Origin of the sequence: Pseudomonas sp. TNT2022 ID642, from assembly GCF_028656995.1 — a bacterium.
Lineage (GTDB): Bacteria > Pseudomonadota > Gammaproteobacteria > Pseudomonadales > Pseudomonadaceae > Aquipseudomonas.
Window position 1 is genome coordinate 529,829 of sequence record NZ_JAMDGW010000007.1, and the last position, 21,322, is coordinate 551,150.

Consider the following 21,322-nt stretch of genomic DNA (forward strand, 5'->3'; position numbering starts at 1 on the left):
AACGCCCCCAGCCCCGGCGTTATCCGAACGCGCGTGGCCACCCCTTTCCAGGAACAGTCACCGATGGAACATCGTGAAGCGCTGCTGGCGCTGCGAACCTTTCTTTCAACGCAGATTCTCGGCCAGGAAAAACTCATCGAGCGTTTGCTCATCGCCCTGCTCGCCGACGGCCACATGCTGGTCGAGGGCGCTCCGGGTCTGGCCAAGACCAAGGCGATCAAAGAACTCGCCGAGGGCATCGAAGCTCAGTTCCATCGCATCCAGTTCACCCCTGACCTGCTGCCGGCCGACATCACCGGCACCGAAATCTATCGTCCGGAAACCGGCAGTTTCGTGTTCCAGCAAGGGCCGATCTTCCACAACCTGGTGCTGGCGGACGAAATCAACCGCGCCCCGGCCAAGGTGCAATCGGCGCTGCTCGAAGCCATGGCCGAGCGTCAGGTCAGTGTCGGTCGCAGCACTTACGAGCTGTCGCCGCTGTTTCTGGTAATGGCCACGCAAAACCCGATCGAGCAGGAAGGCACGTATCCGCTGCCGGAAGCCCAGCTCGATCGTTTCCTGATGCACGTGAAAATCGGTTTCCCGGACGCCGCCGTCGAACGCCGCATCCTCCAGCAGGCCCGTGGCGAAGCGTTGAACGGTGAAACCAAACCCGAACGCCGCGTCAGCCAGCAGGCGATCTTTGCCGCACGCAAGGAAATCCTCGGTCTGTACATGGCCGACGCCGTTGAGGAATACCTGGTGCAACTGGTCATGGCCACGCGCAACCCGGCCAAGTTCGATCCGGAAATGGCCGAGTGGATCGCTTACGGCGCCAGCCCGCGCGGTTCGATCGCCCTCGACCGCTGCGCCCGCGCCCACGCCTGGCTGGCCGGTCGCGACTTCGTCAGCCCGGAAGACATTCAGGCGGTGCTGTTCGATGTGTTGCGTCACCGCATCATTTTGTCGTTTGAAGCCGAAGCCGCCGGCATCGATCAGGATCGGGTGGTGCAGCGGATTCTCGACGTCGTAGCCGTCGCTTGACCCCCATGAACGCCCCCCTGCCGTCCGAACCGGGCATCCGCGTCAGCCTCGCCGAGCTGATCGAGATGCGTCACCGTGTGCGCGAGGTGCAGCTGTTTTCCACGCCGAGCCAGCGCAGCCCGCTGATCGGCCTGCATCACTCGAAATTCCGTGGCCGTGGCGTCGACTTCGATCAGGTGCGGGTCTATCAGGCCGGCGACGATGTGCGCACCATCGACTGGCGCGTCACCGCACGCACGCAAGAGCCGCACACCAAGCTGTTCCATGAAGAACGCGAGCGGCCGATTTTCATTATGGTCGAGCAAAGTACGCGGCTGTTTTTCGGTTCCGGGCTGATGTTCAAATCGGTGCTGGCAGCGCAAGTGGCGGCGCTGATTGGCTGGGCCGCGCTTGGTCACAATGACCGGGTTGGCGGGCTGGTGTTCGGCGACAACGAACACTACGAAATCAAACCACGGCGCAGCAAACAGAGCCTGCTGCAACTGCTCAACCGTCTGGTCAAGGTCAATCAGTCGCTGCACAGCGAGCGAGAGCCGGATCGTGATGCGTTTGGCGTGGCCCTGCGCCGTGCCCGCGAAGTGCTGCGCCCGGGCAGTCTGGTGATTGTCATCTGCGACGAGCGCGCCCTGTCCGACAGCGCCGAGCAGCAACTGAGTCTGTTGTCGCGCCATTGCGATCTGTTGATGCTGCCGATTTCCGATCCACTCGATCACGCCCTCCCCGCTGCCGGCCTGCTCAGATTCGCCGAACGCGGCGCACAACTCGAACTCGACACTCTGAATTTCGAGCTGCGCCAGACTTACCGCGCTCAAGCCGAAGCACGCATCGCTCGCTGGGAACTGCTCGCGCAGAAGCTGCGGGTGTTGCTGATGCCGCTGAGCACGCAAAGTGAAATGGTCGAGCAAATGCGCGAATTCCTCAATCCGCAGCGTCCGGGGAAAGGTCGATGAACGGCCTCGAACAACTGCAACCGCTGATCTCGCCGCCACCGATTGCCTTCTGGCCGCCGGCACCGGGCTGGTGGCTGCTGCTTCTGTTGCTGCCGCTGCTGGGTTTCGCCGTGTGGCGCCTGCGTCGTTTCATTCCGATGAAAAAACGCCCGATCGTGCGGGCTGAACAGCCGCTCGACCCGGTGCGCATCGCCGCCCTCGCCGAACTCGCACAAATGCCCAAACCCTACGACGGCGCCCCGGCCGGAGCCTGGCTGCAACAACTCAACGGCCTGCTCAAACGCCTGTGCCGCAACCACTACCCCTACAGCCAGAGCCACACCCTCAACGGGCGTAAATGGCTAGCATTCCTCGATAACCGCTGCCCAGCGGCGGGCCTGACGCGCTGGATGGTGCTGGTCGAAGGCGCTTACAAACCGGAATGCAAACTCGACGACAAAGCCATCGCCGGCCTGACCCAGGCTGTCGACACGTGGATTCGCAAACATGTTTGAGTTCGCCTGGCCGTGGATCTTTGTGCTGGTGCCGCTGCCGTGGCTGATGCGTCTGGTGCTGCCGGTCGCCGACAGTGGCGAGCCAGCCCTGAAAGTGAGTTTCCTCGCCGATCTGGAAGGCCTCGCCCGCCGTCGCGCTCGCGCCAACCTGCCCGCGTGGCGTCAACAGGCGCCGTTCATGCTCTTGTGGCTGTTACTGCTGACCGCCGCCGCGCGCCCGCAATGGCTCGGCGAACCACTACCGATTGCTGCCAGTGGGCGTGATCTGCTGGTGGCGGTGGACGTGTCCGGCTCGATGGATTTCCCCGATATGCAGTGGCAGGACGAAGAAGTCAGTCGGCTGACGCTGGTGCAGCATCTGCTCGGTGATTTCCTCGAAAGTCGCGATGGCGACCGTGTCGGCCTGATCCTCTTCGGCAGCCAAGCGTATCTGCAAGCGCCGCTGACCTTTGATCGCCACACCGTGCGCGTCTGGCTCGACGAAGCGCGCATCGGCATTGCAGGCAAGAACACCGCCATCGGTGATGCCATCGGTCTGGCACTGAAACGCCTGCGTATGCGCCCGGCGCAAAGTCGCGTGCTGATTCTGGTCACTGACGGTGCCAACAACGGTGGTGAAATCGATCCGCTGACGGCGGCAAAACTCGCTGCGAGCGAAGGCGTAAAAATCTACCCGATCGGCATTGGCGCCAACCCTGAGGACAGCGGTTCGACCGGCCTGCTCGGCGTCAATCCGAGTCTGGATCTCGACGAGCCGGCGCTCAAAGCCATCGCCGAAGTCACCGGTGGTCAGTATTTCCGTGCCCACGACGGCAAAGAACTGCAAGCGATCAAAGACACCCTCGATCAACTCGAACCGGTGACCCAGCAACCGACTCAGGCCCGCCCGGCGCAAGCGTTGTATCACTGGCCTTTGGCGCTGGCGTTGTGGCTGAGCCTATTATTGGTCGCCCGTGAATTGTGGCCGGATAACCCGCTGCAACGCCTGTTCAGCAAGGAGCTGTATCTGCAAAGTCCGTTGCCTGACTGGCGCGAGCGCCTCAAGCGCCTGCGTTTGCGGAGGCGCCGATGATTGCGCTCTGGCCGCACTGGTTCCGTCCGTGGTGGTTGCTGTTGCTGCCGCTGCTGGGCTGGCTGATCTGGCAACTCTGGCACCGACAGAAACGCGCCGGGCGCTGGCAGATGATTTTGCCGCCGGCGTTTCATGCCACCCTGCTCAGCGGCGGCAATGGTCGCGACAGCAAACTGCCGTGGATCGCCCTCGGCGTGGCATGGCTGCTGACGGTTCTGGCGCTGCTCGGGCCGAGTTGGGAGCGCGTCGAACAGACCAGCCAGAAACCCGCCGATCCGTTGGTGGTGGTACTGGAACTGACCCCGGAAATGCTCGCCACTGACTCGCCACCGACGCGGCTGGAACAGGCGCGGCGCAAGCTCTTCGATCTGCTGCAGGCACGCAGCGATGCGCAGACCGCGATCGTCGTCTATGCCGGCAGCGCGCACACGCTGGTACCGCTGTCGGATGACCTGGCGACCAGTCGTAATTTGCTCGATGCCCTGAAACCGTCGTTGATGCCGGAAAGCGGCCATCGTGCCGATCTGGCGGTGAACAAAGCGCTGGCCCTGTTGAAACAGGGCGCGCTCGGTCAGGGACGGATTTTGTTGATCGGCTCGTCATTGAACGAAGAAGAACGCCAAGGCATTCGCCGCGCCCTCAGCGGACAATCTGCGCAGTTGTTGATGCTCGGCGTCGGCACCGCCGAAGGTGCGCCAATCGCTCAAGAGGACGGCAGTTTCCTCAAGGACGAACAGGGCGCGATTCGCGTGCCGCAACTCGACAGTCCGGGCCTGAGCGCATTCCTCAATAGCGTCGGCGGCGAATACCACCCTGCCCGCCTCGACGAAGCAGATCTTGGCGCGCTGGGCCTGCTCAACGGCCCGCGCAGCCTGCGCGACGACGGCCAGACCGTGCGCCTCGATACCTGGGCCGACCAAGGTTACTGGCTGCTGTTGCCGCTGTTGCTGCTCGCCGCCTGCGCCGGGCGCCGCGGCTGGTTGTTCTGCCTGCCGTTGCTGTTTTGCTTGCCACAGCCGAGCTACGCTTTCGACTTCGAGGATTTATGGCTGCGCCCGGATCAACAGGGCCTGCACCTGCTCAAACAGAAGCGCCCGGCCGAAGCCGCGCAGCATTTTGACGATCACCAATGGCAAGGGGTGGCGTTGTACGAAGCCGGCGACTACAGTGGCGCCGCCCAGCGCTTTGCCGAAGGCAGCGATGCCCGCGCCCACTACAATCGTGGCAACGCGCTGGCGAAAAGCGGTGAGCTGGAAGCGGCAATCGACGCCTATGAACAGGCACTGGAACTGCAACCGGATTTGCGCCCGGCGCAGACCAACAAAGCGCTGGTGGAAAACCTGCTCAAGCAGAAAAACACACCGCCGCCCGCCGAGCCGGACACCAAACCGAGTGAGCAGCAAAGTCTGCCGGGCGACGAACCAGCGCCCGCGACCACGCCGCCACCGGCGGTAAAAAGTGAAACCCTGAGCGAAGCGCAACCGAGCGAATCGGCCAGCGAACCGCCACCGACCACGCCGCCGCAGCCAGGCCCCAACGAAATTCCCGGCAGCGACGAGGAAGAACAAACGGACACCGTGCCGACGTTGCGCCCGAGTGAAGACAACCTCGAAGGCGAGCAACGCCAGGCCCTGGAACAATGGCTGGGCAAGATCCCCGACGACCCGGGCGAACTGCTGCGACGCAAATTCTGGTACGAACAGCAACAACATCAGGATCAGGAAAACACTCGATGACCCGCTTCACCGCTCTCTTGCTGCCCCTGCTGCTCTGCACGGCCACCGCCCAGGCGGCCGAGCTGACGGCCAGCGTGGATCGCAGTCGCCTGAACTCCGGCGAGACGGTCGAACTCACCCTCGAAACCAGCGACGTCACCCAGTTCGGCAAACCCGATTTGACCGCACTGGAAGCGTTGTTCGAAGTGCGCGGCACGCGGCAGGTCAACCAGCTCAACACCCTAAATGGCGACAACCGCGCAACCACGCGCTGGATCATCACCCTACTACCGAAGGAGAACGGCAGCGTAGTGATCCCGCCGCTGCAACTGGGCGACGCGCAGAGCCAGCCGATTACCGTGCAAGTGGTCGAAAGCGACACCCGCGAGAACCAGAACAGCCTTGATCCGGTGTTCATCGAGGCCAGCCTCGATCAGTCCAGCGTGTATGTGCAGGCGCAGGCGATCCTGACGTTGCGCATCTACCACTCGGTGTCGCTGTACGACGACAGCAGCCTGACGCCGCTGCAAATCGCCGATGCGCGCATCGAACAGCTTGGCGACACGCGTACCTACGAAAAAGACCTCAACGGTGTGCGCCATGGCGTGATCGAAATGCGCTATGCGATCTACCCGCAGCACAGCGGTTTGCTGACCATCGCGCCGCAGACCTTCAGCGCCACACTGGTCGACACGCAGCCGTCTCAGGACGCCAATGCGCAGGGGCCAAAGCCGGGCAAACTGATGCGCGTCAGTTCTGCTGAAATCCCCCTGACGGTCAAACCCAAACCCCTGACCTATCCGGTCGATGCGCCGTGGCTGCCCGCGCGCAGTCTGAGCCTCAGCGAAAGCTGGAACCCGGAACCGGAACACACTCAGGTTGGCGATTCCCTGACCCGCAGCCTGACATTGAAAGTCGAAGGCCTGGCCGCCTCGCAACTGCCGGCGCTGCCCGCCACCGACGTCAACGGCCTGCGCCGCTACCCCGATCAACCGGTGCTGAGCAACCAAAGCACCGACCGGGGCATCGTCGGCAGCCGCGAAGAACGCGAAGCCTTGGTGCCGAGTCGCAGCGGCGCCATCGACTTGCCGACGGTGGACGTGGTCTGGTGGAACACCTTCGAAGATCACCTTGAACACAGCAGCCTGCCCGCACGCACCCTGCAAGTGGCCAACAACCCGAGCCTGCAAGTCGACACCCCGGCCGGCAACCTGCAAGTGAGCGCCGTCGATAACGAAGTGTTGTGGTGGTGGAAACTCAGCACCCTGATCCTCGCCTGCACCACCCTGCTCGGCTTCGGCCTGTGGTGGCGCGCACGCTGGCAACCGGCGGTGCATCGCGCAGCCCAAACCGGCCCGAGCCCACGCACGTTGATGGATGACATCAAACGCGCGAGCCAGGCGAATGATCCGCAGGCGACACGGCAGGCACTGGATGCGTGGGCGCGTCAGCAGCCGGAGACACTGGCGGACATGGCAGCGCGGTTTGTGCCGTTGTCGGATGCGCTGGATGGGTTGAATGGTGCGCTGTACAGCGAGACGGGGCAGCATTGGCAGGGTGAGGATTTGTGGCGGGCGATCCGCACGATTCCGGCGGCGGAACGGGTGCAGGATCCGGTGGGTGATAGCGGGTTGCCGCCGCTTTATCCGAAGTAAAAGCAAAAGATCGCAGCCTTCGGCAACTCCTACAGAGGGTATGTGTAGGCGCTGCCGAAGGCTGCGATCTTTCGATTTTGCTTTAGGGATAAAAGGCTGAAGACAATCGGAATCAATAGTCGAATTTCGTTTTCACTTGTTCGCCTTCGCGATAGGAGAGAACAAATGCCTTCCAGGGCTCACCGCGAGCGACTGCATGCTCGTGTAATTTTTCTACAAGCGCATAGATTTTCGAATGATTGAAATCAGTTTCAGCATCCCAGATTTCTGAACCATTTTTTTCAACAGCGAGGTCTGCTTCCATATAGTTACCCCCCCATTCAACGCGGTATCGAAAGGCGTCATAACCCTGAACAATTCCGGCCTCAACCAGCTGAAAAATGGTTGCCACAAGTTCAAAATCTTCAGCAATCACTCTCTCACCTCCGGAAATTTATTGTTCCATTCATCCCCTCTTCTAAGTGTGCGCGGAAAGCTCGACACAGTTGGCCTCGACATCCCGTCAACTTCAATCGCCCAATCCCGTGCAACTAATTCACTTCCTTTATATAGGAAGAAAACTGTCCACCACCTTGGTCCACGTGCAGCCGCCCGCACTGCTGGCATCGATAAACCGTAACAGCCCCTTGGTCTATCGCTTCGTAGAATTCGTCTTCAGACAGCCAGCGATTTGACAGCGCATAGCCAATTTCATCTATCTTCTGTTCAGCGACCAGAGACATTTCACACTCGGACGTCCCTTGAGACAGGTTAATGACGTGACCGCATACACAAGCAAATTTTGGCATGGCTACTGAAGTGTCCTTTTTCTGTTCAAGTTTTGCCTTATGGCGATTTTGGAGTCACACCCACAAAAGCCCCCCTCAGGGACAGTCCACGTTTTTTTAAAAGAGGTCTGTCCCGTCATCCTTGTCCCGTTATCCTCAGTGATCGAACACAGCACGAACATGTTCCGTCAGTCCAATTAAATCCTCGTATGCCACTGGACCAAGTAAAGGTTCATGAATGGACAAATAGACCGCAGCCGTCATGTTTGCTTGCAGAGCACATTCACCCACCGCCCACATCCTTGAAGGTGCAATCATCCAGTTAATCCCGGGTAGCCCTTCGCGTGACCGGCCAACAATCGACCATGATAAAGCCCCCTTGTAGCCTTCCACGGCGGCCTTCAACTTGTCGATATCAAACTTTCTAATACACTCAAATCTGAAAGCGATGAAGGGTGGCAGCGCAGAATGATCCTCCCGCTGCATTTCATTCCCAACCCTTACTCTTGGAAAACGCTGTTGATACTTTTGCCACTCCAAGACGCCAATTTCAGCAATAACAGTCAGGAGATGGCCTTCTTCATTTTCAACTGTCATAAATCAAAGACCTTTGACCCCTCAAGACAGACCACGTTTATTTAAACGTGGTCTGTCCCATTATCCTCCGTCCGAGGGCAGTCTATCTGTACCTGTCAGGTAAACGACAGCAGGCGGCAAGTGCCGCCTGCTGCAATCCCGGGACGCCACAATGTGGCATCTCGAATCAATACTGGAATTTCGTTTTCACTTGCTCGCCTTCGCGATAAGACATGACAAATGACTTCCATGGTTCTCCACGCTTGTGTGCGTTGGCCTGTAATTCGCCTACAAGACGCAGAATTTTCGCGTCATTCATATCGGTCTCGACGTTCCAGTCCTCCACTCCGTCCTTCTCAACACCCAGCTCCGTCTCAATGTATCCCTCACCCAACTCCACACCGTAGCTGAATGCATCGTAGCCATGGACGATACCGGCTTCGACTTCCTGGAAGATTTCCTGGACGATTTTTATATCTTCAGTAATCACTATATAACCTGCGAAATTTGATGGGGCTCGTTTTTAAAGAGTACGGTTTTAGCCTTCCCATCAATTATGTAAGTAACTCTCATCGCGTCAGGACGGACTGACCCTGTAAAACGGGGACAGACTACGTTTTCGGAGTACTTTCCAAACGTGGTCTTTCCTATTTATAACTTCCTCGACCTAACACAACAGCGTACCGACTGCTCATCAAATGCTTACCGATTCTAATCTCAGCCCCTTTCTTCCGTTTCAGTGATGACCTATGACAATCTCAGTATCACGACCTCGTCAGTACCATCCGGCAATTCGAGAAGCCACTTCCATTGCTCCAGAACTTTCCTCCACTCCTGCAACGTAAACCAGCTTTGCGGCTGTCCAGTCCAATCATCGTTGACCAGAATATCGACCTGTACTCCCTCGGCACTCATATTCAACAGAACATCGTTTCCCCCGTCAGTGATTGAAGCTTGCACGCCCGCCTCTACCGATGAAATAGCTGCCAGCAGACGATCACAATCCTCCGGAACTTGTGCGATGGCATCAAGAACGCTGCACACATAAAGCTGATAGCGTTCAGCGTCTTGTTGATCAGAATTCACTTCAACGATCGCGTGAAACAACTGTCGTTCGGGGTAGGTACCGCCGGCGGTTTGATAAAATTTCAGTTCCATAAATGCCTTGGAATTTACGACTACTCCTCAGTTCGTACGCTGAGGGTCAACATTTTCTATGTCAGTTGGACTAACACAGCCTCATCTGCGCCTTTCAGACCTATAGGAAAGCCGAAATCAAACCCACTTTACCCGTCACATGCTGCGCACGTTCAGTCGCAGCATTGATCTGATCCGCATACGTCGACACATCGAGGCCAAGACTGATCAACGATCTGATGGATTCCAGTGCAGCGTAAATCACGCTGCCATTGCGTGAGCTCATCTTCAACAATACGAGCAGTGCTCTTTCATCCGGGGAATCTCCCAGCGTCTCACACAGCCGCAACGCCCAAAAATCGCATTTACTGTCTACAACTGCGAAGAGATCCAGCCAATCACCCTCAGAAAAGCCATCCAGCATTTCGGAGGCGCTGATTATGGCGACGTCAGACCAATAGTCCTTTGGATACTCCTCATCAGCGAACATCTCTATAAACTTATCAAACTTGATAAACATCGTTGTTGTACTCGCCGTTTCTCTTAAGAAAGAAACACCTTGCGCACTGTGTCCATGTCCAACTGAATGGCTCTCAGTTCCTCGTCATCGACCCCAGCCTCAACAAGCCTCTCAACACTGCACTGATTGTACGTGTCGATCAAAATATCCAACATATCAACCGCGTAAGGGCTGTCTTTCGACAACTTCAGGCCTCGTCGGTTACCTTCCATATAAATGGCCGTCTGCAGGATTGCATTCGGACCAGGTGCGTCTTTGCGCATCAAGCGCTCCAGCTCATCCTGAGCATAGGCAAAAGCTTGCTCCGGACGAAACCCGAGCTCATCCATCGCGTGAAAAAAAAGCCCTTTAACCATTCCTCGGGCCTGATTGAACAAGCTTTCAACCCGCATTTCCATTCTCCAGCAGTTTCCGCTCGCAATAAGACCGGGACAGAACACGTACATGATCAAATCAGTAGTTGAATTTCGTTTTCACTTGTTCACCTTCGCGGTAGGAGAGAACGAAAGACTTCCAGGGTTCGCCACGCTTGATGGCGCTTGCCTGCAACTGGTCGACCAGACGGAGAATTTTCGCTCCGTTTATGTCAGTTTCGGCATTCCAGTCATCAGCCCCGTCTTTCTCGACGGCCAATTCCGTTTCTATGTAGCCCTCTCCGAGCTCCACACCATATCGGAACGCGTCATAGCCATGGACGATGCCTGCTTCGACCAATTGGAAAATTTCCTGGACGATCTTTATATCTTCAGTGATCACTCTTAAACCCTCGGGACAGAGCAAAGGCGGAGTTTCATCAGAGCCACTCATATTCCCTCTTTAACCAAATTCTTCACGTTACTCGCCGCTGACAGCCTGTTCGCATCTGATCAATCGCTCTAGAACAGCCTGTTGAGCCGGTAACGAAGCGGCAATTTCTTCACTCACCTCTTCGATACCGTCAGACCATCTGTAGACCTTGAACTGCCCCATAAAAACCGACACCAAACGCAGCAACAGACAACGGTCCAGCGCACTCCCGCCCTCGTCCAACTCAATAATCATGAGCGTTTTTTCTGCCAAATCGACAGGCCAAAGAGAGCCGTCTCTATGTAGAAAGTCATCGAGCGCAGCCCCTTTAAGCTTTTCAATTCTTATGCAGAGTTCGCTGTTCTGCTTAGCGCTCCATTCCCTGTTGAGTTCCCATTTATTGACTTTTAAATCGAGAAAACTGCAGTCGTTAAACGCCTCTTGATCCTGGATGTAGGAGACGGGAACGTCGCCCCATGCCCGACTGACCAGAATCTCTCTATCAGGCAAGTCAGATCCTGATTCCACAACAACTGCGTATCTATTGGTCAACACAATCTTCCTTTTTCTTGCGAGTGTGGCAGGCCTTACTCAGCGTTTTTTGATCAGTTGATTTCTTGCTGACTGACACGAAAGCTGGACAAAAATTGGGAGCAGACCCGCGGACAGTCCACGTTTATTTAAACGTGGACTGTCCCCCTTACCCATAGTTTGTAGGGTCCAACATTCTCTACAGCAGTTTGACCAGCACAATCTCATCAGAACCCTTTGGTAACTCCAAAAAGTATTTCCAATTCTCAAGAATTTTTTGCCATTCCTGCAATGTGAATTTGCTTTCTGGCTGACCGATCCAGTCGTCGTTGATTGATATGTCAACCTGCACACCAGTTGTATCAATATTCAAAACAACGTCGTTTCCACCCGCACAAATTGATTGCTCTGTGCCATCTAATACCGACGCCAGATACCGAAGCAGCCGATCACAACTTGCCGGGGTTTGAGCAACGGCCTCCAGCGTGCTGCAAACATAAAGCTCATAGCGTTGAGCCCCCGCCTGCCCCGGACTCACTTGCGCCATGTCATAAAAGACCTCGCCCAAAACAGGGTGAGGACCGGCCGATTGATGAAAAAACCTCAGTTCCATGAATGCATCCGATACGTAAGGTTCATAGACAGAAAAACCGTTGTGCGCGAATCCCCTTAGAATAAACCGCACTGCCCGTTAATTCGCGCTTTTTCCGTAATCAAACCCTTCAGGAATATCTGGCCAAACTGGTTTTACGAGCAGCGCATCCAGATCGTCAAAGATGTCCCTGAAAAAATTCGCGAGATCCATGAAGTTCATCCGAGAATGCACCAGCGCCGCCGCCAACATGACATCATCGCCACTCTCCCTGGCGGAGGCCATTTTAGACATACTGAAAAGAGCAATCTCAAGCCTTTCCGCCAACTCGGACTCCCAGTTCAGTTTGTAATCAGCCTCCCAGCTATCGCCATCAAAATCACCGGTCTTTTCTTTCACCAATTGGATGATAAGGTTTTTAACCGACTCGAAATCATTCATCTCAACGTTCTCTTTTTGCACACGGGTATTTTTAGATAGAACCGGGACAACGCCCGGTTCAAACGTTATCTGCCTCCGTTTAACCCACATGAACCGAACGTAAAGGCCAACGTTATAAAAGGGTTTCAATCAAGCGGCGCCCAATACCCACGAAAAGGAGGATCGGGCGCAACCAAACGCCAGACCACTGCGCTGTCGGTGCATTTGTACCAAAACTCATCAAACCCCGGACCGGCGAAGCTGTCTGTTACCGGAACGCGTTCCGCAGCCCCACCGTCTACTTGATGATTGATCCAAACCCAAAAACGCTCATATTCGCCCGGCGAATAGAACTGCTCGATTACAAACCATTCGCAGCCCATCATGCGCACTCCCACCTGACCCGAATAATTATTTACAGAACCGGCGACAGATCACTTTTATTTAAACGTGGTCTTTCCCATTTATCCAATAACCGCTTCCTCTCCCATGGTTGCAGTCAGCGCGTCCCCGGAGTTGCTCAGTCGACGCCGGTAAAGTCCACATGAACAGCCTCGACGATGGCGTCCTCCTCACCGATATCAGGTGCGTAGAACCGCAGTCCCAAACGCTCCACGTTGAAGCCTGAGTTATTGAAAACCAGAAATTCACCTTGTCCTGTCAGGAACTGCTGAACGACAAGTACCTCTTCACCTTCCAATCGCTGACCGCGCCAGGTGAATTGGGACCATTTCAAAAATTCTACACCGACGACCATCAAGGCATCATCGAAGTAGACATGAAGTCCCAAATCATCGTATGCGTCGGTCGGGACTGCGGAATACGGACTTTTCAAAAACTCGTCAAAGGGGCTTTCAAGGGCCGACCTCGACTCGTCACGGGTCATACCTGCGCGAATCAGCCCAAGGTCTCGAGGGCCGAGCAAGTCAAAATCAATGCTCATTCATTAAAACCTTTCGAGTTATTGATCGATTACCACCGTTTCCGAAAGAATCTCCAACTCCCCCCAGAAAGTTGAAAGACCGAGACTTTTCACATAGGTCTCATAGTCAAAGTAAGGCTCGACCCCGATAGCCTCCACTCCAAACCAGGTCGCATCACATTCCGGGCACAGAAACAGCTCTGTGCCAGTAGCCTTGATTCGGACATGCGCGATGTAGTCCTGCTCACACCTTGGACAAGCTTTCCTCACCTTCGAACTTGAAACCAAAATAAAGCCCCACTTCTAACAATTTTATTACATCGTTGCCGGACAGTTTTAAGTCAAAACTCTCGAGCAGGGATACCAAAAATTCGTAGGCCAATCCATATTCCCCCGCCGGATCCAGCCACTCGCAAATTTGGCCATCGTCTCCACGTAACCCAGAAAGCTGGCTGCCAATTCTGGCTGGGCTTCCAACTATTCGAGCTCCCATGCCGTCGTTAGCTATTCATACTCCGTATGCCTCAAGAAACCCCTTGTCACTCGATTCAACGGTAAGCATTGCGTCCTCATACCCCTCAAGGTCATCGCTCAGCCAGGTTTCCCCTGGGCGCAGCAGATGAAACTTCACCGTCGCATCGAATTCGTCACCCGAAATGACTCCCTGCAGAACTCCCGGCATACATGACTTGTTCCACGCCTCAAACACTAAAGACAGGTAGGAGCACGCGCATGCCAAAAAATCAGCGTTTACATAATCATCGGCATGGATCGAATTTACGAAACATTCATAACCCGTTCTATCTAGGAAATTCTTTAGGCTTACATGCTTCTGGACGCTTTCCAGACTCGCCAGAAAAACACAGCCATCCCGTTCCACGAAACCGGACCTTGCGATATCCGCCAACTCGCCGTTCAGAGAAGCACGTCCCGCACGAGCGAGCATTTGCTCCATTTCACTGTTAAGTTTCACACACTTCCCTCAAGCCTCACGCCACTCCGCCACTCCGCCAAGCACCAGGTGCTGCACGGGTGTATAGCGCACGGATAGATGCCACTCATCCAAAGACGAGAGTTTTCTCGAAGTCCCATAAAAATCCGCCTCTTGCTCCAAGTCCTGACGTCTCATTTTCCGGATCCCAAACTCAGTGGCCCAACCTGGTAGAAAGTAATATCCGGGCCATAGTTCTGCTCTGAGTTCGACACCTCTACACAGAAGATCTTCTCTGGAAACTTCTCTTTCAGCACCATGCGCCACGAAAAACCAATCACATTGCACAATTGAAGAAAAACATCATCCGAAACATCACGGGCACCCTGACCAAAAACGTCATAGATCCTCACAACATTCAATAACTGCTCAGTCTTTGAAAGATCACCGGAGGCAAGGGCAAAACACCTGTCAAACACTTCGTCTGAAAAATTTCGTCCTAAAAATACACCACCCTCGGCTACCACAAAGTCAGGGAAGAGCATAGTGGAGAACATCAAAACATGGTCGGGCCTGCATTGATCAAAGATGTACGAATGAACATCCAGATCTTCTTGGCCAGACCATTGTTTTTTCCAGGAACAATACGCTTGGGTGTCAGTAACAGAAGGTATCGAATTGACCCGTTTCATTGCACTTGCTCCAAACTCTATATCGCTGTGTGAGCTATCGTGGCGCGGAGGTAGAAGCCCGACGGATTGTTCGACCTCAAAATGATATCAATATAGTGGCTCAATGGTAGGTAACCGCCGTTGGGTCGTCAATGAAGGGATTCGTCGAAATGCCCGGCTACGTCCCGTCCGGACAAGCCCTCGCACCGCAATAATCTGTAAACTCTCCCCTCTTTCGCCGCCCTTCATTTCCTCGCGGCCATCACCTCTTTAAATGTTGCGGAGTCCACCTTGCGTCTGTTCCACACCTCCGACTGGCACCTTGGGCAAAACCTGCACGGCCAGGAGCGCGATTTCGAGCACGCCTGTTTTCTCGAATGGCTGCTGCGCCAACTGCAACTGGCGCAGCCGGATGTGCTGCTGATTGCCGGGGACATCTTCGACACGGTCAACCCACCGGTCAAAGCCCAGGAACGCCTCTACGATTTCATCGTCAGCGCCCACGAGCAGCAGCCGTTGCTGACCATCGTGATGATTGCCGGCAACCACGATTCCGGCTCACGGATCGAGTTGCCCGCGCCGCTGATGCGCCGCTTGCGCACCCATGCGCTGGGTCGGGTGTTGTGGCTGGATGACGGGCAACTGGATGCCGAACGCCTGCTGCTGCCGTTGCCGGATAAAACCGGCGAAGTCGCCGCGTGGTGCCTGGCGCTGCCGTTCCTGCGTCCGGCGGAGGTGACCGGCGCGCATCTGGGCGACAACTATTTGCGCGGTATCGGTCAGGTGCACGAATGGCTGATCGAAGCAGCCAACGCCAAGCGCAAACCCGGTCAGGCGCTGATCGCCATCAGCCACGCGCACATGGCCGGCGGCTCCGTGTCGGAAGACTCCGAACGCAGCCTGATCATCGGTAACGCCGAAGCCCTGCCTGCCAGCCTGTTCGGCCCGAGCATCAGTTACGTCGCCCTCGGCCATTTGCACAAGCCGCAGAAGGTCAACGGTGAAGAACGCATTCGCTACAGCGGTTCGCCGATTCCGTTGTCGTTCTCGGAGATCGGCTATCAGCACCAGATTCTCGACGTCACCCTCGACGGCGAAACCCTGGTCAGCGTCGAGCCGAAACTGATCCCGCGCTCGGTCAATCTGCAACGCATCGGGCCGGCACCGCTGGCCGAAATCCTGCTGCAACTGGCCGACCTGCCGAACATCGATCTGCTCGCCGAAACCCAACGCCAGCCGTGGCTCGAAGTGCGGGTAACCCTCGACGAGCCGCAGCCGGATCTGCGCCATCAAGTCGAAAGCGCTCTGCAAGGCAAAGCCGTGCGCCTGGTGCGCATCGCCGCCGAATACGCTGGCAACCGTGGCGCGGACGGCAACGAGGACGGTACCGCGCTGATCGAACTCGACCAGCTCACCCCGCAAGAACTGTTCAGCCGCGCCTGGCTCGACAACTACGGCAGTGAAGTCGACGAGCAAACACTGAAGGACTTCGCCGAACTGCTGCAAGACGTACAACTGGAGGGCGAGCAGCCATGAAGATTCTCGCCATTCGCTTGAAGAACCTCGCCTCGCTGGCCGGGCCGTTCGAGATTGATTTCACCGCTGAGCCGTTGGCCAGTGCAGGTTTGTTTGCGATTACCGGTCCGACCGGCGCCGGTAAAAGCACCCTGCTCGACGCCTTGTGTCTGGCGTTGTTTGGCGCGGTGCCGCGTCTGAACAACACTGGCCGTGACGCCAAAGTCCCGGATGCCGACGGCGAAATTGCCACTGGCGACCCGCGTACTCTGCTGCGTCGCGGTACCGGCGAAGGTTATGCCGAAGTGGATTTCGTCGGTGTCGATGGCCGCCGCTACCGGGCGCGCTGGGAAGCCAACCGCGCCCGCGAGAAGGCCGGCGGCAAGTTGCAGGCCAGCCGGCAGAGCCTGCGCGACATCGATCAGGATCAACTGCTCGCCAGCCAGAAAGGCGAATATAAAACTCAACTGGAAGCCGCACTCGGCCTGAACTTCGAACAGTTCACCCGCGCCGTGCTGCTGGCCCAGAGTGAGTTCAGCGCGTTCCTCAAGGCTGACGACAACGACCGCAGCGAACTGCTGGAGAAACTCACCGACACCGCGCTGTACACCCGCCTCGGCCGCCGTGCTTTCGACAAGACCAAAGAGGCCCGCGAAGCGCACAAGCTGTTGCTGGATCAGGCTACCGGCGTGACCCCGTTGGCGCCCGAAGCCCGGGCCGAACTGGATGAGCGTTTCAATGCTGCACAACAGCAAATGAAGTTGCAGCAGGCGCAGCTCAAACAACTTGAGCAACAGCACAGCTGGCTCAAGGATTTGCGTGTGTTGCAAGACGCGCAGCAAGCCGCCGCCGAGCAACTGCACAGCGCTCAACAGCAATCGGAAAGTCTGGCCGGCGAGCGGGTGAAACTGACGCGCCTGGAGCAGCTCGGCCCACAACGGCATCAGTTCGCGCGCAAAACCGAACTCGATGTCCTGCTGACGCCATTGGCCGCGCAAATCACCGCGCACACGCAGCAACACTCCGAACTGACTGAGCGTCAGACGCAACTGGAGCAAAACCTCGACGCGGCGAAACTCGCTTTGAGCGAAGCGCAGCAGCGCCAGTCGGAAAACGCGCCGCTGTTGCGTCAGGCCTTTGAAGAACAAAGCACCCTCGCGCGTCTGGCCAGGGATGTCGCGCAAAGTGCCGAAGCCAAGCTCAATGCGCAGCAGGCTTGCACCGAGGGCCAGAATGCCATTCAAGCCTTGCTGGAAAAACAGACCCAGGTCGCCGAACGCTTGCAACGCATCGCTGCCGAGCTTGAGCAAAGTGCTCATCTGGCGCCGCTGAGTGACGCGTGGAATGCCTACCGCGATCGCCTGCAACAGCTGATGCTGATCGGCAACCGCTTGATCAAAGGCCAGGCCGAACTGGCGAGCCTTGAAGGAAACGCCACCCGCAGCGCTGAAGAACTGACCACGCAAAAGCAGCAATTGGAAGTGCTGTTCAAAGAAGCCGGCGCCGAACCGGATGCCGTCGCCGAGCAGATCGGTATCCTCGGCACGCTGCTGCAGGACAATCGCAAACAACTGCGCGCCTTCGAAGACCTGTCGCGCCTGTGGGCCACACAACAGGATCTGGACAAGCGCAGCGCCGAGTTGCAACAGCGCCAGCTCAGCGCCCAGCAGGAACGCGAACGCCTGACTCAGGACGGCGTGAAAACCAAAGCCGACCTGACCGTTGCCGAGCAAACCCTCAACGTCACCCGCGAACTGCTTGAGCGACAGCGGCTGGCGCGCAGTGCCAGTGTCGAAGAGTTGCGCGCGCAGTTGCAGGACGACCAACCATGCCCGGTCTGCGGCAGCAACGAGCACCCGTATCATCAGCCTGAAGCGCTGCTGCAAAGCCTCGGTCGCCACGACGAAAGCGAGCAGGCTAACGCCCAGCAAGTGGTCGATCAGCTCAAGGAAAAACTCGTCGAGCTGCGCGCCGAAGTCGGTGGCGTCATTGCTCAGCAGAAAGAACTGCTGCAACAGCAAGAACAACTGACCGCCCAGCAGCAAGCGTTGGCGCCGAGCCTCGACGCGCATCCGCTGTCCGCGCAGTTGTTCAATCAGGACGCCGACAAGCGCGATGCCTGGCTCGCCCGGCAAAACGAGCAACTGAACCAGAGCATCACTCAGGACGAACAACGCCAAAGCGCCCTGCTCACCCTGCAACAGGACGCCGCGCGTCTGACCCAGCAATTGCGTCAGGCCGAAACCGCGCATCAGCAAGCGGCGCAGCATCTGAGCAATCAGCAGCGCGAGCTGAGCAGCGACCGTCAGCGCCTCGACGAAGAACTGACCGCGTTCGGCAATCTGCTGCCGACCGACACCCTTGAAGCCCTGCGCCAGGAGCCGGCGGCAACGTTCCTGCAGCTTGACCGGCAGATCGCCGAACGTCTCGCGCAGGTCGAACAGCACAAGGAAGAACAGGCCGAGCAACAACAGCGGCAACAGACGCTGGAGAAAGAACAGGACCGCCAACAGACCCGTGCACAGCAGTTGCTCAGCGCCGATCAGCAATTCACGTCGCTGACCGAGCAGCAGCTCACCTGCCAGCAGAAACTCGCGCAATTGCTTGGCGAGCACAGCAGCGCCGAGCACTGGCAGCAGCAGCTTGAGCAAGCGGTTGAGCAGGCGCGCAATGCCGAAACCGGCACCGCGCAGGAACTGCAAAGCGTGCGCACGCAACTCGTGCAGATCGCCGCCGAACTCAAGGCGCAGCAGGAACGTTTGCAGGCGCTGGAAAGCGAAGACCAGGATCTGGCCAGCAAGATTGCCGACTGGCGCGCCCGCCATCCGGAGCTGGATGACGGTGGCCTCGAAGACCTGCTGCGGGTCGACGATGCGCAAGTCGCCGAGCTGCGTCAGCGTCTGCAACACAATGAAAAAGCCATCGAACAAGCCAAGGTGTTGTTGCAGGAGCGTGACCGCTTGTTGCTCGATCATCAGGCGCAGCACAACGGCAACCTTGATGCCGAGCAGCTCGCCAGCGCCCTCACCGACCTGCAAAACCAGTTCACTGTCAGCGAGCAACAGTGCGCCGAACTGCGAGCGGAACAGGTCGAAGATCAGCGCCGGCAGAACGCCAATCAGGCGCTGGCGCAGCAGATCGCCGCAGCGTATGCCGAGTATCAGCGCTGGGCGCGACTGAGTGCCTTGATCGGCTCGGCCACCGGCGACACCTTCCGCAAGATCGCCCAGGCCTACAACCTGGATTTGCTGGTGCATCACGCCAATGTGCAACTGCGCCAACTGGTCAAACGCTATCGCTTGAAACGCGGCGGCAGCATGCTCGGCCTGCTGGTGATGGACACGGAAATGGGCGATGAGCTGCGTTCGGTGCATTCGTTGTCTGGCGGCGAGACGTTCCTGGTGTCGCTGGCGCTGGCGTTGGGCCTGGCATCGATGGCGTCGAGCACGCTGAAAATCGAATCGCTGTTTATCGATGAAGGCTTTGGCAGCCTCGATCCGGAATCGCTGCAACTGGCGATGGATGCGCTCGATGGCTTGCAGGCGCAGGGTCGCAAGGTCGCGGTGATTTCCCACGTACAGGAAATGCACGAGCGGATCCCGGTGCAGATTCAGGTACAGCGTCAGGGCAATGGTTTGAGCACGCTGGAGGTGAAATGAACACGCTGTATTCCTTCCGCCGCTGCCCGTACGCGATGCGGGCGCGGATGGCGTTGCGCTATTCGGGTGTACCGGTGGAGATCATTGAAGTCAGCCTCAAGGCCAAACCGGCCGAGATGCTGGCGATCTCGCCCAAGGGCACGGTGCCAGTGCTGGATGCGGAGGGTCGGGTGATTGATGAGAGCTTGGAGATCATGCGCTGGGCGCTGGCGCAGAATGATCCGGATGATTGGTTGCTGGCGGGTGATTCACGGATTGCCGAACTGATCGAAGCGAATGATCAGGGGTTCAAGGTGCAGTTGAATCGCTACAAATACGCCGAGCGCTACCCCGAGCAGCCGATGGAGGTTTATCGGGCTGAGGGGGCGTTGTTCTTGCAGAGTCTGGATGAACTGCTGACCGATCGCGATTACTTACTGACCGACCATGCGAGCCTGGCGGATGTGGCATTGCTGCCGTTTGTTCGGCAGTTTGCGCATGTTGATCGTAAGTGGTTTGCGCAGACGCCCTATGTTCGCTTACAGGCCTGGTTGCAGCGTTTCCTCGAGTCCGACCTTTTCACTTCGATCATGAAGAAGTAACTCATGTAGGAGCTGCCGAAGGCTGCGATCTTTTGATCTTATAAAGGCAAGATCAAAAGATCGCAGCCTTCGGCAGCTCCTACAGGGTCAAGCCAACGCGTTGCACATGCCGAGGGCCATGCAATCTATCTCGAATGGCCCGAGAAAATCCGCCGAAACCCTTACCGGCGGATTACCGGCCATCAGCCCTAAGGTATTCGCCCGTTCGATGTTGTGCGCGATGTTGTGATTGGCCTCTATGGCCCGGGCCAACGCGCCCACCGAGCCCTGGCCGATACCTAATAACGAGGCGCCGTTGGTGAAAAACGCCAAACCGGCGACTACCCAAAGTCTATAGCCTTTCATGCGCCGCCGACTCCCGCGAGTTCGGCCCGGTCGACCATCACGCTTTGCGAGCGGACTTCGAACTGAATGCCAGGGTGGGCGACTTCAATCGGGGCTTCGAAGGTGTGCTCCATCTGCGAGGCGATGCTGACGACCAACACCACGGCCAGGTACAGACCGATGGCCAGATAGGCGCCGCGTTTGGCTGAATGAATGATTGCGCTGGCCATGGTGTTCTCCCGTGGGCATGTTTCGATGTCCACAGAATCGATCAAAAAAGCCGTGGCAACCACTCAGGGTTTTCCATAGTAAACATCAGCTTCGTTGATTATTTAGCCAGTCTATTTGCGTGCTTGAAGAAACCTATCGTGCTGCGAAAAACACACGCACACGTGTAGGAGCTGCCGAAGGCTGCGATCTTTTGATTTTGCTTTTGCCGATCGTTCCCACGCAGAGCGTGGGAACGATCAAACAAGATCAA

General features: G+C 57.1%; 26 protein-coding genes. 9 read left to right on the forward strand and 17 right to left on the reverse strand.

Features of this window, described 5'->3' with window-relative positions:
- Window positions 1–63: 63 nt before the first annotated feature.
- Genes M5G26_RS08175 through M5G26_RS08200 form a run of 6 tightly spaced genes read left to right on the forward strand, consistent with a single transcriptional unit; the run spans window position 64 to window position 6,909 of the window.
- The gene (locus M5G26_RS08175) at window positions 64–1,023 is read left to right on the forward strand and encodes an AAA family ATPase (RefSeq protein ID WP_007913915.1); all 960 of its coding nucleotides are present in this window, start codon (window positions 64–66) and stop codon (window positions 1,021–1,023) included.
- Between the two features lie 5 nt (window positions 1,024–1,028).
- Complete coding sequence (locus M5G26_RS08180; protein WP_038369285.1) at window positions 1,029–1,973, forward strand: DUF58 domain-containing protein; 945 nt, start codon at window positions 1,029–1,031, stop codon at window positions 1,971–1,973.
- A complete protein-coding gene (locus M5G26_RS08185; protein ID WP_095050116.1) occupies window positions 1,970–2,467 on the forward strand; it encodes a DUF4381 domain-containing protein in 498 nt (165 codons plus the stop codon). The genes M5G26_RS08180 and M5G26_RS08185 overlap by 4 nt, the downstream gene beginning before the upstream one ends.
- Window positions 2,460–3,539 (forward strand): vWA domain-containing protein, encoded by a 1,080-nt coding sequence (locus tag M5G26_RS08190; protein WP_123449026.1) that lies wholly within the window; start codon window positions 2,460–2,462, stop codon window positions 3,537–3,539. The genes M5G26_RS08185 and M5G26_RS08190 overlap by 8 nt, the downstream gene beginning before the upstream one ends.
- The gene (locus tag M5G26_RS08195) at window positions 3,536–5,275 is read left to right on the forward strand and encodes a tetratricopeptide repeat protein (protein ID WP_150693628.1); all 1,740 of its coding nucleotides are present in this window, start codon (window positions 3,536–3,538) and stop codon (window positions 5,273–5,275) included. The genes M5G26_RS08190 and M5G26_RS08195 overlap by 4 nt, the downstream gene beginning before the upstream one ends.
- The gene (locus tag M5G26_RS08200; protein WP_273914969.1) at window positions 5,272–6,909 is read left to right on the forward strand and encodes a BatD family protein; all 1,638 of its coding nucleotides are present in this window, start codon (window positions 5,272–5,274) and stop codon (window positions 6,907–6,909) included. Before M5G26_RS08195 ends, M5G26_RS08200 begins: the two co-directional genes overlap by 4 nt.
- Before the next feature lie 112 nt (window positions 6,910–7,021).
- On the opposite strand, the gene M5G26_RS08205 is transcribed toward M5G26_RS08200, so the two are convergent.
- From M5G26_RS08205 to M5G26_RS08275, 15 genes are all read right to left on the reverse strand, one after another.
- On the reverse strand, window positions 7,022–7,324 hold the full coding sequence (locus tag M5G26_RS08205) for a hypothetical protein (RefSeq protein WP_134174381.1): 303 nt from the start codon (window positions 7,322–7,324) through the stop codon (window positions 7,022–7,024).
- Between the two features lie 115 nt (window positions 7,325–7,439).
- On the reverse strand, window positions 7,440–7,631 hold the full coding sequence (locus tag M5G26_RS08210; RefSeq protein WP_095122876.1) for a hypothetical protein: 192 nt from the start codon (window positions 7,629–7,631) through the stop codon (window positions 7,440–7,442).
- A gap of 201 nt (window positions 7,632–7,832) precedes the next feature.
- Window positions 7,833–8,273, reverse strand: coding sequence for a hypothetical protein (locus tag M5G26_RS08215; RefSeq protein ID WP_134173639.1), 441 nt, complete (start codon window positions 8,271–8,273; stop codon window positions 7,833–7,835).
- A 166-nt stretch (window positions 8,274–8,439) separates the two neighbouring features.
- The gene (locus M5G26_RS08220) at window positions 8,440–8,742 is read right to left on the reverse strand and encodes a hypothetical protein (RefSeq protein WP_273914970.1); all 303 of its coding nucleotides are present in this window, start codon (window positions 8,740–8,742) and stop codon (window positions 8,440–8,442) included.
- Window positions 8,743–8,999: 257 nt separating this feature from the next.
- Window positions 9,000–9,410: a hypothetical protein gene (locus tag M5G26_RS08225; RefSeq protein WP_273914971.1), complete on the reverse strand. Its 411-nt coding sequence runs from the start codon at window positions 9,408–9,410 to the stop codon at window positions 9,000–9,002.
- A gap of 100 nt (window positions 9,411–9,510) precedes the next feature.
- Window positions 9,511–9,909 (reverse strand): hypothetical protein, encoded by a 399-nt coding sequence (locus M5G26_RS08230; RefSeq protein WP_273914972.1) that lies wholly within the window; start codon window positions 9,907–9,909, stop codon window positions 9,511–9,513.
- A gap of 23 nt (window positions 9,910–9,932) precedes the next feature.
- A complete protein-coding gene (locus M5G26_RS08235; protein ID WP_273914973.1) occupies window positions 9,933–10,301 on the reverse strand; it encodes a hypothetical protein in 369 nt (122 codons plus the stop codon).
- 61 nt (window positions 10,302–10,362) lie between these two features.
- On the reverse strand, window positions 10,363–10,716 hold the full coding sequence (locus M5G26_RS08240; RefSeq protein WP_443218376.1) for a hypothetical protein: 354 nt from the start codon (window positions 10,714–10,716) through the stop codon (window positions 10,363–10,365).
- A gap of 27 nt (window positions 10,717–10,743) precedes the next feature.
- A complete protein-coding gene (locus M5G26_RS08245; RefSeq protein ID WP_273914974.1) occupies window positions 10,744–11,247 on the reverse strand; it encodes a hypothetical protein in 504 nt (167 codons plus the stop codon).
- Between the two features lie 178 nt (window positions 11,248–11,425).
- Window positions 11,426–11,839 (reverse strand): hypothetical protein, encoded by a 414-nt coding sequence (locus M5G26_RS08250; RefSeq protein WP_273914975.1) that lies wholly within the window; start codon window positions 11,837–11,839, stop codon window positions 11,426–11,428.
- Between the two features lie 78 nt (window positions 11,840–11,917).
- Entirely contained in the window at window positions 11,918–12,259 is a 342-nt protein-coding gene (locus tag M5G26_RS08255; RefSeq protein WP_273914976.1) for a hypothetical protein, read from the reverse strand.
- Between the two features lie 125 nt (window positions 12,260–12,384).
- On the reverse strand, window positions 12,385–12,624 hold the full coding sequence (locus M5G26_RS08260) for a hypothetical protein (RefSeq protein ID WP_273914977.1): 240 nt from the start codon (window positions 12,622–12,624) through the stop codon (window positions 12,385–12,387).
- A gap of 134 nt (window positions 12,625–12,758) precedes the next feature.
- Window positions 12,759–13,181 carry a hypothetical protein gene (locus M5G26_RS08265; RefSeq protein WP_273914978.1) on the reverse strand — a complete coding sequence of 141 codons (423 nt, stop codon included), beginning with the start codon at window positions 13,179–13,181 and terminating at the stop codon, window positions 12,759–12,761.
- A 487-nt stretch (window positions 13,182–13,668) separates the two neighbouring features.
- Window positions 13,669–14,133, reverse strand: a complete 465-nt coding sequence (locus M5G26_RS08270; protein WP_273914979.1) for a hypothetical protein — start codon at window positions 14,131–14,133, stop codon at window positions 13,669–13,671.
- A 152-nt stretch (window positions 14,134–14,285) separates the two neighbouring features.
- Complete coding sequence (locus tag M5G26_RS08275; protein WP_273914980.1) at window positions 14,286–14,783, reverse strand: hypothetical protein; 498 nt, start codon at window positions 14,781–14,783, stop codon at window positions 14,286–14,288.
- A gap of 270 nt (window positions 14,784–15,053) precedes the next feature.
- Here M5G26_RS08275 and M5G26_RS08280 point away from each other — a divergent pair, with 270 nt between their 5' ends.
- Genes M5G26_RS08280 through M5G26_RS08290 form a run of 3 tightly spaced genes read left to right on the forward strand, consistent with a single transcriptional unit; the run spans window position 15,054 to window position 20,517 of the window.
- Entirely contained in the window at window positions 15,054–16,298 is a 1,245-nt protein-coding gene (locus tag M5G26_RS08280; protein ID WP_134173666.1) for an exonuclease SbcCD subunit D C-terminal domain-containing protein, read from the forward strand.
- Complete coding sequence (locus tag M5G26_RS08285) at window positions 16,295–19,936, forward strand: SbcC/MukB-like Walker B domain-containing protein (RefSeq protein ID WP_273914981.1); 3,642 nt, start codon at window positions 16,295–16,297, stop codon at window positions 19,934–19,936. Before M5G26_RS08280 ends, M5G26_RS08285 begins: the two co-directional genes overlap by 4 nt.
- Complete coding sequence (locus tag M5G26_RS08290) at window positions 19,933–20,517, forward strand: glutathione S-transferase (RefSeq protein WP_273914982.1); 585 nt, start codon at window positions 19,933–19,935, stop codon at window positions 20,515–20,517. Before M5G26_RS08285 ends, M5G26_RS08290 begins: the two co-directional genes overlap by 4 nt.
- Window positions 20,518–20,604: 87 nt before the next feature.
- Here M5G26_RS08290 and M5G26_RS08295 read toward each other — a convergent pair whose 3' ends face one another.
- Both M5G26_RS08295 and M5G26_RS08300 read right to left on the reverse strand, forming a co-directional pair.
- Complete coding sequence (locus M5G26_RS08295; protein ID WP_134173672.1) at window positions 20,605–20,862, reverse strand: hypothetical protein; 258 nt, start codon at window positions 20,860–20,862, stop codon at window positions 20,605–20,607.
- Window positions 20,859–21,071, reverse strand: a complete 213-nt coding sequence (locus M5G26_RS08300; RefSeq protein ID WP_122607273.1) for a hypothetical protein — start codon at window positions 21,069–21,071, stop codon at window positions 20,859–20,861. The genes M5G26_RS08295 and M5G26_RS08300 overlap by 4 nt, the downstream gene beginning before the upstream one ends.
- Window positions 21,072–21,322: the final 251 nt, after the last annotated feature.